The sequence below is a fragment of the Nocardioides sp. genome, from assembly GCF_004803405.1.
Classification (GTDB): domain Bacteria; phylum Actinomycetota; class Actinomycetes; order Propionibacteriales; family Nocardioidaceae; genus Nocardioides; species Nocardioides vastitatis.
On sequence record NZ_SSXI01000214.1, the window covers coordinates 1 to 11,239 of the forward strand.

General features: G+C 70.9%; 8 protein-coding genes, 1 tRNA gene and 1 pseudogene. 3 read left to right on the top strand and 7 right to left on the bottom strand.

The window, feature by feature from the left end:
* The 6 genes from E7Z54_RS14530 to E7Z54_RS14555 form a co-directional block, all read right to left on the bottom strand.
* A partial coding sequence (locus tag E7Z54_RS14530) for a serine/threonine-protein kinase (protein WP_136434863.1) occupies positions 1-938 on the bottom strand: 938 nt, incomplete at its 3' end.
* Positions 939-1,017: 79 nt separating this feature from the next.
* Complete coding sequence (locus tag E7Z54_RS14535; protein WP_136434865.1) at positions 1,018-2,529, bottom strand: peptidoglycan D,D-transpeptidase FtsI family protein; 1,512 nt, start codon at positions 2,527-2,529, stop codon at positions 1,018-1,020.
* Positions 2,526-3,926: an FtsW/RodA/SpoVE family cell cycle protein gene (locus E7Z54_RS14540; protein WP_206056226.1), complete on the bottom strand. Its 1,401-nt coding sequence runs from the start codon at positions 3,924-3,926 to the stop codon at positions 2,526-2,528. The genes E7Z54_RS14535 and E7Z54_RS14540 overlap by 4 nt, the downstream gene beginning before the upstream one ends.
* A 12-nt stretch (positions 3,927-3,938) precedes the next feature.
* Complete coding sequence (locus tag E7Z54_RS14545; protein WP_240769691.1) at positions 3,939-5,285, bottom strand: PP2C family protein-serine/threonine phosphatase; 1,347 nt, start codon at positions 5,283-5,285, stop codon at positions 3,939-3,941.
* Positions 5,286-5,423: 138 nt separating this feature from the next.
* The gene (locus E7Z54_RS14550; RefSeq protein ID WP_136434869.1) at positions 5,424-5,888 is read right to left on the bottom strand and encodes an FHA domain-containing protein FhaB/FipA; all 465 of its coding nucleotides are present in this window, start codon (positions 5,886-5,888) and stop codon (positions 5,424-5,426) included.
* Positions 5,881-6,618 carry an FhaA domain-containing protein gene (locus E7Z54_RS14555; RefSeq protein ID WP_136434870.1) on the bottom strand — a complete coding sequence of 246 codons (738 nt, stop codon included), beginning with the start codon at positions 6,616-6,618 and terminating at the stop codon, positions 5,881-5,883. The genes E7Z54_RS14550 and E7Z54_RS14555 overlap by 8 nt, the downstream gene beginning before the upstream one ends.
* A 189-nt stretch (positions 6,619-6,807) precedes the next feature.
* Between E7Z54_RS14555 and E7Z54_RS14560 the strand changes: the two genes are divergently transcribed.
* Positions 6,808-6,891 (top strand) — tRNA-Leu (locus E7Z54_RS14560).
* A 697-nt stretch (positions 6,892-7,588) separates the two neighbouring features.
* On the opposite strand, the gene E7Z54_RS14565 is transcribed toward E7Z54_RS14560, so the two are convergent.
* Complete coding sequence (locus tag E7Z54_RS14565; protein ID WP_240769692.1) at positions 7,589-8,884, bottom strand: ArgE/DapE family deacylase; 1,296 nt, start codon at positions 8,882-8,884, stop codon at positions 7,589-7,591.
* Between the two features lie 75 nt (positions 8,885-8,959).
* Between E7Z54_RS14565 and E7Z54_RS14570 the strand changes: the two genes are divergently transcribed.
* Both E7Z54_RS14570 and E7Z54_RS14575 read left to right on the top strand, forming a co-directional pair.
* Positions 8,960-9,892: a LysR substrate-binding domain-containing protein gene (locus tag E7Z54_RS14570; protein WP_206056228.1), complete on the top strand. Its 933-nt coding sequence runs from the start codon at positions 8,960-8,962 to the stop codon at positions 9,890-9,892.
* 533 nt (positions 9,893-10,425) lie between these two features.
* Positions 10,426-11,239: pseudogene (locus E7Z54_RS14575) on the top strand (hypothetical protein); the annotation flags it as partial.

Here is an 11,239-nt window from a genome sequence, read left to right on the forward strand (position 1 = left end):
ATCGGCGCGGGCGGGGGCACCCGGTCGGGCCCGGTCACGGGGGAGCCGACCGACGGCAGCACCTGGGTCGCGCCCTCTGTCGGGGCGGCGAGGCCGGCCGCGACCGCCTGCCCGGGATCCCGGAGCGCGCTGGCGAACGCCGCACCGTCGTCGTACCTCTCGGTGGGCTCCTTGGACAGGGCGCGCGTGACGACTGCCGCCAGGTCCGCGGGAACGCTCGGGGGCAGGGTCGGCACCGGGTCCTGCAGGTGAGCGAGCGCGGTGGCGACCGGCGTCTCCTTCTCGAACGGGCGCCTGCCCGTCAGGCACTCGAAGGCGACCACACCGAGGGAGTACACGTCGGACGCCGGTGTCGAGGGGTTGCCGCGGGCCTGCTCGGGGCTGAGGTACTGGGGAGTGCCCATCACCGAGCCGGTCCGGGTGAGCGCGACCGAGTCGGCCGCGCGGGCGATGCCGAAGTCGGTGATCTTCAGGCGTCGGTCGGCGGTGACGAGCAGGTTGGCCGGCTTCACGTCGCGGTGCACGATGCCCGCGCGGTGGGCCACGCCGAGCGCCTCGCCGGCCTGGGCCATCAGATCCTGCACCACCGCGGTGTCGAGGGTCCGGCCGCTGGCCCTCGCCTCGGCCAGCAGCGCCGAGAGGGGCTGTCCGTCGACCAGCTCCATGACGAGGTACGGCGACAGCGACTCGCGCTCCTCGCCGGCTCCGTAGTCGTAGACCCCGGCGATGGCGGGGTGGTGAAGGGCGGCCGCGCTGCGCGCCTCGCCCTCGAAGCGACTGCGGAACGTCGGGTCGTCGGCGTACTCGGCCTTGAGGACCTTGACCGCGACCGTGCGGTTGAGCCGGGTGTCGGTGGCGCGCCACACCACGCCCATGCCGCCGGTGGCGATCACGGAGTCGAGGCGGTAACGACCCGCCGGGTCGGCGTACTGGCTCATGGCTGGTGGCTCCCTCGCAGCGAACCCGCGCGGTCGCGGTCGCTGTTCGTCTCGCCGCGGACGCGGCTGCACGCTTCGGTCACTTGTTCAGCACCGCTTCCATCACTGCCTTCGCGATCGGACCGCCGAGCTGGCCGCCCGAGATGTCCTTCCCCGGGGCTTCCTGGATCATGACCGCGACCGCGACCTCGGCGTCCTCGGCCGGTGCGAACGAGACGAACCAGCCGTACGGCGGCTTGCCCTCCACCCCACGCTGCGCGGTGCCGGTCTTCCCGGCCACGCTGACGTCGGGAATCGCGGCGGGGAAGGCCGTGCCGTCGTCGACCGTGGCGACGAGGAGCTCGGTGAGGTCGGCGGCCGTCTGCGGGGAGATGGCGCTGCGCAGCTCCTCGGGCTCGGCCGTCTCCAGGACGTCGAACGCGGCGCTCTGCACCTCCTGCACCAGGTGTGGTCGCATCAGGGTGCCGCGGTTGGCGATCGCCGAGACGACCATGGCCATCTGCAGCGGCGTCGCCTGCACGCTGAACTGGCCGAATCCGGAGCGGGCCGTCTCCGCGTCGTCGAGCTCGCGGGGCTCCTGCTGCTCGCCGTCGACGACATCCACGACATCCCGCGGGAAGACCGACTGGGCCTGCGGCCCGAGGTCGAGGAGGTAGTCGCTGTTGAAGCCGAACGCCTCGGCCTGCTCGCGCAGCTTCTCGGGGCCGACCTCGACCGCCATCTTCGCGAACGCCGTGTTGCAGGACTGGGCCATCGCGGTCTCGAACGACACCTCCGTGGGGCTGCAACCGCTCCGGCCCTCGTTGTCGATCACGTTCTGCGAGCCGGTCGTGCCTGGTGCCTGCCACGTCGCGCCCGAGGGCACGTCGTCGCCGACGTCGTAGAGCCCGTCCTCGAGAGCGGCCGCGGCGGTGACGATCTTGAAGGTCGAGCCGGGGAACAGCCGGGTCTGGATGGTCCGGTTGACCAGCGGCTCGTGCGGGTCGGAGTCGAGCCGGTCGTAGGCCTTCTCGCGGGTCTCCCGGTCGTGGGAGGCCAGCTGGTTGGGGTCGTACGTCGGGAACGACACCATGGCGAGGATCCGCCCGGTCTTGGGCTGGATCGCCACCACCGCACCCTCGCCGTCGGGACCCACGGTGTCACGGAGCGACCGGAAGGCCGCCTGCTGTGCCGCGGCGTCGAGGGTGAGCAGCACGTTGCCGCCCTTGTTGGTGTCGCCCCGCGCCAGGTCGACCAGGCGATTCACGAACAACAGCGGGTCCTCACCGGAGAGCACCTCGTTCTGGCTGCGCTCGATGCCGGTCTGGCTCCCGAGCTGGAGGTAGCCCGTGACCGGCGCGTACAGCTGGCCCTGCGGGTAGACGCGGAGGTACTTGTAGCGGTCGTCGACCGGCTCGCTCTTGGCGACGGCGTCGTCGCCGACGAGGATCAGGCCTCGCTCGCGACTGAAGGCGGCTGCGGCGACCCGTGCGTTCTTCGGGTCGGTGTTGAGGTCTTTGGCACGCCAGAACTGGACGTAGCTGACGTTCAGCATCAGCGCGAGGAACAAGAACATGCAGAAGATGGAGACGGCGCGGATCGGCTTGTTCATCGGTCGGTCACCTCCCTCGGGACGGCCTTGACGATCTGCGTCTCCTGCTGGTCGGGGTCCCCGTCGGGCTCGGTGAGGTCGGGCAGCGGTCGCCGCGCCTGGTCGGAGATCCGCAGCAGGATGGCGATGATCACCCAGTTGGCGATGAGCGAGGAGCCGCCGTAGGACAGGAAGGGCGTGGTGAGGCCGGTCAGTGGGATCAGCCGGGTGACGCCGCCGATCACGACGAAGATCTGGAGCGCGAAGACGGCCGCGAGGCCGGTGGCGACCAGCTTGCCGAAGCCGTCGCGGGAGATCAGTGCCGCGCGGAGGCCGCGTTCGACGACGAGGCCGTAGAGGAGCAGCACCGCCATCACGGCGGTGAGGCCGAGCTCCTCCCCGATCGCCGCGAGGATGAAGTCGGACTCGGCGTACGGGACCCGCTCCGGCATCCCCTCGCCCAGACCGCGCCCGATCAGGCCGCCCCACGCGAAGCCGTAGAGCGCCTGGACCAGCTGGTAGCCGCTGCCGTCCGGGTCGGCGAACGGGTCGAGCCAGATGTCGACCCGCTGCTGGACGTGGCCGAAGAGCCGGAACGCCATGGCCGCGCCGCCGAAGAACAGCAGGCCGCCGACGACCAGCCAGCCCGGCCGCTCGGTCGCGACATAGAGCATGACCAGGAAGAGGCCGAAGAAGAGCAGGCTGGACCCGAGGTCGCGCTGGAGGACCAGGATGCCGAGGCTGATCACCCACATCATCAGGATCGGGCCGAGGTCGCGGCCGCGCGGAAGGTCGAGGAACAGCACCCGGCGGCCGGCGAGCGCGAGGGCGTCGCGGTGCACCACCAGGTAGCCGGCAAAGGTGACCACCAGCAGCACCTTGGCGATCTCACCCGGCTGGAAGCTGAACGGACCGAGCGAGATCCAGATCCGGGCGCCGTTGATCTCCTGTCCGAGCACCGGGAGCATCGGCAGGATCAGCAGCACGATCGCCGCCAGTCCGGAGGTGTAGGTGAACCTGGCGAGCAGCCGGTGGTCGGGCAGCACGACCAGGGTGGCGATGAACAGCACCACCCCGAGCGTCATCCAGGTCAGCTGCTGGCTCGCGAGGTTGGAGTCCTTCGCGAGGTCGAGCCGGTGGATGATCGCCAGCCCCAGCCCGTTGAGGGCCGCGACCACCGGCAGCAGCACCGGATCGGCGTAGGGCGCGACCATCCGCACCGCGACGTGGCCGGCCACGACGAGCACGGCCAGCCAGCCGCCGTACCCGATCAGGTCGGCGGGGACCTCACCGTCGACACCCAGCCCCACCGACGCGTAGGCGCCGATGCCCACGACGAGCGCGAGGATCAGCAGGAAGAGCTCCGCGCCCCGCCGGCGGCGGTGCACGAAGCCCATCAGGGCGGAGTTGGTGGCCATGTCAGCGGGCAGTCACGAGTCGTTGCCGGGTTCGAAGGGTTCGGCGTGGTGGGCCGGTTCGTCGGGCAGGCTGGTCGCGGAGCCGATGGAGCTGCCGAGGTCGCTGGCGGAGCCGCCCGTGCTCTCGGGGGCGTCGGTCGGCTCGGGGTCCGGGGTGCGCGCCTCCTCGCCGAGCTGCTGCACGGTCTCGGCAGCGTCCTCGAAGTTGTCGGCGGCGATGCCCTCGCGCACCCTGTCCTGCTTGACCTCGGGGAGGTCGTCGAGGGACAGGTCGGTGGTGCGGTAGACGGCGGAGAGGCCGGGCACCTGGACCCCGCGGTAGATCACGACGTTCCCGTCGTCCTCGCCGATGTAGTACTGCTGCTGGCTCCACCAGTAGCTACCTCCGAGGACGATCCAGGCCAGGCCCAGCAGTACGGCGAGCGCGAGCAGACGCCGGGGCCAGGTGAACCGCTGCGGCGGCTGGGGGGCGTACCGGGCCGCCTCCGGGTCGATCGGCGGGTCGGCGCGGATCGCGTAGTCGATGCCCGCCGGGATCTCGGCAGTGACCGGCTCGAGCTCGCCGGTGTCGCCCGAGCGGTGTCCGCGGAACAGGGCACGCGGGGCGCGACGCTGCTTGAGATCGGCGGCGGCGCCCACGACCTGGGGCTCCTGCGGGGCGATGCCGGCATCGGCGTCGGCCTCCTCCGCGCTGAGCACGTCGGCGACCACGCAGGTGACGTTGTCGGAGCTGCCGGCGTCCAGGCTCGCGCGCACCAGCTCGATCGCGGCGAACTCCGGGGTGCCGGTGGAGAGGATCTGGGCGAGCCGACCGTCGTCGAGGACCCCGCTGGCGCCGTCGCTGCACAGGAACAGGCGGTCGCCGGCCACCAGCTCGAGCGCGAACAGGTCGGGCTCCACCTCGTGCAGCCCGTCGAGGGCCTTCAGGATCAGGTTGCGGTGCGGGTGGACCCGCGCCTCCTCCTCGGTGATCCGCCCCTCGTCGATCAGGCTCTGCACGAAGGTGTGGTCGTTCGTGAGCTGCGAGAGCTCGCCGTCGCGGTAGAGATAGCCGCGCGAGTCCCCCACATGCCCGACCGCGAGCCGGCCGCCGTCGAAGAGCGCGACGGTGGCGGTGGTGCTGGTGCCGTTGAGCGAAGCGTCCTGGTCGACCTGGGAGCCGATGGAGACGTGTGCCTCGTGCAAGCCGTCGTTGACGCGGTCGATCAGGTCCACCGAGCCGGGGGGCTCGTCGAGCTGGCGGAGCTCGGCGATCGCCGTACTCGAGGCGATGTCTCCGCGCGCCGCCCCGCCGACGCCGTCACAGACCGCGAGCAGCCAGGGGCCGGCGTAGCCGGAGTCCTGGTTGTCCTTGCGCACCCGTCCGACATCGGAGACCGCATGGAATCGGAGCCGGAGCGCCGCGCCGGCCGGCTGGACCGGGACGTGGGGGACGGAGCCGTCCGCTTCCGCAGGGTCGGGAGGGCCCCCAACGGAGGTAGAGGCAGGTTCTGTCATCTACTTCCTCAGCTCCAGAATGGTCTTTCCGATGCGGACCTGCGATCCGAGCCCGACCGGGACCGGCTGGGTGATCCGCTGGGTGCCGAGATAGGTGCCGTTCGTGGAGCCGAGATCCTCGACGTACCACTGGGTGCCCGACGCGACGATCCGCGCGTGCCGGGTGGAGACGTAGTCGTCGTCGAGCCGGATCGCCGCGTCGTTGCCGCGACCGATCAGGATCGGCGCGTTCGCGAGGTCGGCGGTGATCCCCGTGTTGACGCCCTGCACCACGGCGACGTGGGTGGGCCGACCGCGGCGGGGAGCTTGGGGCTTCGGTGCGCGCGGCTGCTTGCCGGGGGCCGGTGCGGTGGGCACCCGAGCGCCGAACATGTCCGAGCGGATCACCGAGATCGCCGAGAGCACGAAGATCCAGAGGATCGCGAGGTAGGCGATCCGTACCAGGAACAGGGTCAGCTCAGACATCCGCCGCCTCCTCCATCAGTCGGAGGGTCAGCGAGGTGTGGCCGATCTGCACGCGGGAGCCGTCCCGCAGCGCCGCACGCGGGACCTTCTGCCCGTCGACCCGGATCCCGTTGGTGGAGCCCATGTCGTGGACCTCGACCTGGACCGGGCCGCCACCGGGCACGGCGTCCGCCCCGGGAGAGCTGGTGATCAGGAACTCCGCGTGCCGCCGGCTCACACCCGGGTCGTTGATCCGGATGTCCGCCTCGCTGCCGCGTCCGACGACGAGGCCCGGTGGCTGCAGCGGGTGCTGGGTTCCGTTGACCTCGAGCACGGCGCGGGTGCGGAGGTTGCCGTGCGGGCGGGAGTGGCCGGTCACGGACGCCTCCGCCTTGCTGCGGACCCGGAACCGTCCGGTGCCGAGGTCCTCGGCCGTCTCGAACGTGATCCGGATCGGGCCGGGGAAGACGTAGCTCTGGAGCTCGGCGTGCTCGTTGAGCTGCTCGGCGAGCTCCCGCTCCAGGGTCGAGTCGTACGGCGCCATCCGCTCCAGGTCGCCCGCGGACAGCTCGACGAAGAAGCTGTTCGGCACCAGGCGGCGCTGCCGGGACAGGACCTGTGCCTTGTTGTCCAGCTCGCGCTGCAGCGCTGCCGCGATCTCGACCGGCTGCACGGCGCTGCGGAAGGTACGGGCGAAGACACCGGAGATCGCCTGCTCCAGCTTCTGCTCGAAGCGCTGCAGTCCACCCATGTCGGCCCTCCTCTCCGCGGTTGCCACTGGCCTGTCGACGGCACGACGGCGACGCCGGGCAGCGCCGCCCACCCGGACCCGCCGGGCGTGTCGATCGTATCGGTGGTGGCCGCATCGACCCGGGACCCCGTGGGTCGGGTGCCGGTTTGGGCGCCGGGCGACGACTGGGATAGCCTTGCCGGGCTTCACGCGCGAGTGGCGGAATAGGCAGACGCGCACGGTTCAGGTCCGTGTGTCCGAAAGGACGTGGGGGTTCAACTCCCCCCTCGCGCACGTGTGGCTGGCCCCGGGTCCTTGATCCGGGGCCTCGTCCATTTGTGGAGCCCCTCGGCTTGGTGGCTAGATCACCTTCGAGGTCCGAGATCGTCGCCGTTGCTGCGGCGTCGGCCTCCTGTTGTGCGTATGCGTGCTGGTTTCAGTCACCTAAGTCGCACGGCTAGGTGTTGGCGATCAATCTGGGGCAGGTTCCTCGAACGAATGTCGCGACGTGCGGCGGTTGTGCACCCTGGGGGTGCACGACCCTTGCGCCGGCGCGCGGGAGCTTGTGGCGGACGGCGCGCTGCGAGTTCGCTCGCCAGGTGCGGCGACTTGTGCCGCGCAGAAGCGGTGGGTCAGTAGACCGACATGTTGTCGAGGACTCGTTCGCAATTTCGACGATGGCGCGGATCTTAGGGAGGTCGTCGCGGATGTCGTCGGGGTGGAGCTCGGGTGTGTCGACCTGCGGATACTCGGCGTCACCTTGGTCGGCTCTGGCGGCCCAGCCGACCCGGTTGACGCAACGTCGGACTATGGCGAGCGCGGACCCTCATCGAGCTGGGGACGGCCATCGCCACCCTCCCGATGTTCCCGACCTGAGGGTGGCGATCCGCGCCTTGAGGAGCCATCCCAGCGACCCCGGCGACGCTCAGGACGTCACCGGATGGGCGCGTCCGTCGGGCGGACAGTGAGCTGCCCGTTCGTGGTCGGCGGATCAGAGGTGGGCGCCGCACCGCCGGGCGGCCACGAGCGCCAGGGTCCTCGCGCACCGGACCATCTCGTCGATGTCTACCTGTTCCCGGGGGCCGTGGGCGAGGCGCACGTCGCCGGGGCCGTACTGCAGGGTGGGCAGGCCCCCGATCCCCACGTACAGGCGCAGGTCACTGCCGTAGGGGGCGGCTCCCAACGCTGCATCGCGTCCCTCGGTGTGCCTGATCGCGGTCGCGACGTCGGCGATCAGGGGCTCGTCCTCCCCGATCCGGCCGGAGGCGAACTGGCCGCCGATCCAGGCGACCTCGACCGGGTGGTCGCGGAGCCAGGGGTCCTGTGCGCATGCTTGGGCGATGGTGGTCTCGAGGGCTGCGCGGGCGGTGGCGGGCGGCTCGTCGAGCTGGACGCCGAGGCGGCCCTCGGCGACCAGCAGGTCGGGGACGCTGGAGGCCCAGTCGCCGGCGCGGATCTTGCCGATCGAGATCGGGTAGGGGAGCGGGTTGTCGGCGAAGAGCCGGTCCGGGCCGGTGTTGCGCCGCTCCTCGAGCCGCGCGATGGCGGCGTGGATGGGGAGGAACGCCTCGATCGCGCTGTGGCCGTGGTGGCGCGAGCTTCCATGAGTGGCGCGGCCTGGGATCCTGAGCTCGAAGGTCAGTGCGCCGGCGTTGGCGACGACGATCCGGCCGCTGGTCGGTTCGGTGATGATCGCTGCGTCACCGGAGTGGCCGCGCAGCATCGTGGCGAAGGCGCCGAGCCCGCCGTCCTCCTCGCTGATGACGGAGTGCACCGCGAAGGGCCGATCGAGGCGTACGCCGGACATGGCCAGGGCACGTGCGACCGCCAGGTTGGCGGCGACGCCTGCCTTCATGTCGCACGCTCCACGACCGTGAACCGCGCCGCCGCGGATGGCGCCGGCGAAGGGGTCGCGGTCCGTCCACTGATCGAGGTCCCCGGTGGGGACGACGTCGATGTGTCCCTGGAGGACGAGCGCGGGCCTTCCGGAGGGCCCCAGCTGCCCGACCAGGCCGTGGCCCTCGGTCCGCGGAGCCTCCGTCCCGGGGAAATCAGGGTGTGCGGCGAGGCCGGCCAGGTCGAGCTCCCACGCGTCAACATCGAAGCCGAGCCGGTCGAGGTCCTGTGCGCAGCGGTGCTGCAGCTCGGCCTCGGCGTCGGTCCCGGTCACGCTCGGTACGCGGATCAGCGCGACGAGCTCCTCGACGAGCGCCGCCTCGTCCAGCACGTCGAGGACACGCGTCTCGGCGGGCGAGAGCGTGAGCTCGGCGTCGGTAATGGTGGTCACGAACCGGGACTGTAGTGCCGCGCGGTGTTCGAGAGAATATCAACTTTTGTGCATCTGTCTCCTACTATGTATGAGGTGATCACGCCTCAGCAGCTGCGTGTCCTCGTCGGCATCCGGGATCACGGCTCGTTGAGCAAGGCCGGTAGCGCGCTGGGGTACGGCGTACCGACGATCGTCCACCACCTCACCGCCCTCGAGCGCCACACGAAGGCGCAGCTGGTCGACCGTGACCGGCGTGGTGCTCGACTCACCCCTCTCGGTCAGGTCCTCGTCGAGGAGGCCGCGGAGATCCTGGGCAGGCTCGAGCGCGCCGAGCGATTGCTGGCCGCTCAACGGGACACCGGGTTGGGGCTGGTCCGGATCGGCGCGTTCGCCTCCGTCGGCTCGCAGCTGCTCCCGCGCGCGATCCGGACGCTGCGCTCGAGCCGACAGGTGCAGGTGGAGGTCGTCGAGGCAGAGCCGACAGTGGTCATCGCGATGCTGCGTGCGGGAGAGCTGCACGCCGGCCTGGTCTACGACTCGGTCGACGACCCGGCCTTCGCAGGTCCGGGCCTGGACCAGACCGTCATCGTGGAAGAGCCCTACCAGGTCCTGGTCTCCCGCGAGTCGGCTCGGGCGGCCGGTGGGGGCATCGACTTCGCCTCGCTGGCCGACGCGGACTGGATCTGTAGTCGGGACATGAACGAGACGTCCGACCGGGTGCTGCGTCGCGCCGCCCACGAGGCAGGGTTCGAGCCGAGGGTCCTGATGCGCACAGACGACCTGAGCATGATCCACGGGCTTGTCGCCGAAGGTCTCGGCTGCACTCTCATGACCAAGACGGCCATGGACTCCCGCTTCGCGGTGACGATATGTCACACGCGGGAGCAGCTCGGTCTGCGCAGGACGTCGTTCGTCACGCCTCGAGGTCCCGTGCCCGACGCTGTCCGTGAGCTCCAGGGGATCCTGACCCGCCTCCTGCCCGACCGCATTGCCGGGCGACCGGTCGATGGTCGCCGCAGCACGTGACCCACACCCGACCGTACTCAGCCCTTCCGGCAGCCGAGTTGTCGGCGAGGGGTGCTCGGACTCGACAGGTCCAGCCTCGAAGGGGTAGCACGTGCCTGGCCAGCGGTCGAGCCGAGCGAGCGCGGAGGGCGAAACAAGGACCGCAGTGTTCCGAGTTGTCAGCACTGGCGTACCGGCCCTGCGCACGCTCGCAGCGCTGGGCTTCCTAGTTCCGCCACCCTGGTGGTGGTGCTCCTCGATCCGGGGCTTCGTCCATTTCGGAGTCGCCCGTCGGGGGCAGAAGCCGATGTTCGGTTGTCGTCGGTGCCGCGGCGCCGTCTCCTCCTCATCGATACACGGATGCTGCGCGTCGGATGCCGAGTCCCCTCACTCGCCAGGTACGAGAGTGGACAACGGCGATGCTGGACACGACCACCGGCTCGGGCGCGTCATGTGGATGACTTGAAGGGTCGCGGGTCTCGAGAGACACGGACGTAACCCACGTCACATCGCGCCGTTGTGTGGCACAGGGGCCCTACGACGCGAGGAGAACCATGCGCTTCCGAGGTGTCGCCGCCTGGGCAGTGGTTGCGGTGCTCGGCAGCTCGCCGCTCGCACTGCAGTCGCCCGCGGCTGCCGCTGCCGACATCGATCCCGGTGCTCGCGACGGCGCCCGACCGACGCAGGCCGGCTGGTGGACCACGACCAACGAGCCGCCGCCGGACAGCGGCATCGTTCCCCCGCCGGCGGTGCCCGAGCTGACCGTCCCGAAGGGGGCCCTTCCCGTCTCGGTCCTCGGCGGTGAGCAGCGGCGGATCTCCGCGATCCAGTTCGCGCTCGACGGCGCGACCGGCTCGACGGTCAAGTCCCTCCGACTCGCGCTGCGGGAGTCCACCGCCCCCGGCAGTGCGGTCAACGTCGACGAGGCCGCCGTGGTGGCCTGCCCGATCACCGACGCCTTCTGGGTCGCCGCGGAAGGCGGCCCGTGGAAGCGGCGGCCGGCCTTCGACTGCTCGCAGGGCGCCGTCGTCGGCAAGCGTGACGCCAAGGCAGGTCTCTGGGAGTTCGACCTCACGCCGATCGCCGCCACCTGGTTGGACTCCGACTACACCGGCTCCCGGTCGATCGTGCTGGTTGGCGGGTTGCCTGCCGACGTGGAGGGCGCCGAGGGCGACGAGGCCGCCAGCTTCCAGGTGATCTTCCAGGGCATCGAGGACAAGGGACTCGGCGTCGTCGCGAAGACCGCCAAGCCCAGAACGTCGGGAAGTACGGGCGCCGATGGCACTCCGAGCGGAGGGTCCGACGGTGCCGGCGCGTCGGGCGGGGCCGGCCCCACGGGCGGCGGAAGCACCGGCGCGGCCAGCGGCG

What these genes read in the sequence shown, in the direction of transcription:
- E7Z54_RS14540 (WP_206056226.1), bottom strand. Translation starts at nt 3,926, where the DNA reads ATGGCCACCAACTCCGCCCTGATGGGCTTCGTGCACCGCCGCCGGCGG.
- E7Z54_RS14535 (WP_136434865.1), bottom strand. Translation starts at nt 2,529, where the DNA reads ATGAACAAGCCGATCCGCGCCGTCTCCATCTTCTGCATGTTCTTGTTC.
- E7Z54_RS14550 (WP_136434869.1), bottom strand. Translation starts at nt 5,888, where the DNA reads ATGTCTGAGCTGACCCTGTTCCTGGTACGGATCGCCTACCTCGCGATC.
- E7Z54_RS14555 (WP_136434870.1), bottom strand. Translation starts at nt 6,618, where the DNA reads ATGGGTGGACTGCAGCGCTTCGAGCAGAAGCTGGAGCAGGCGATCTCC.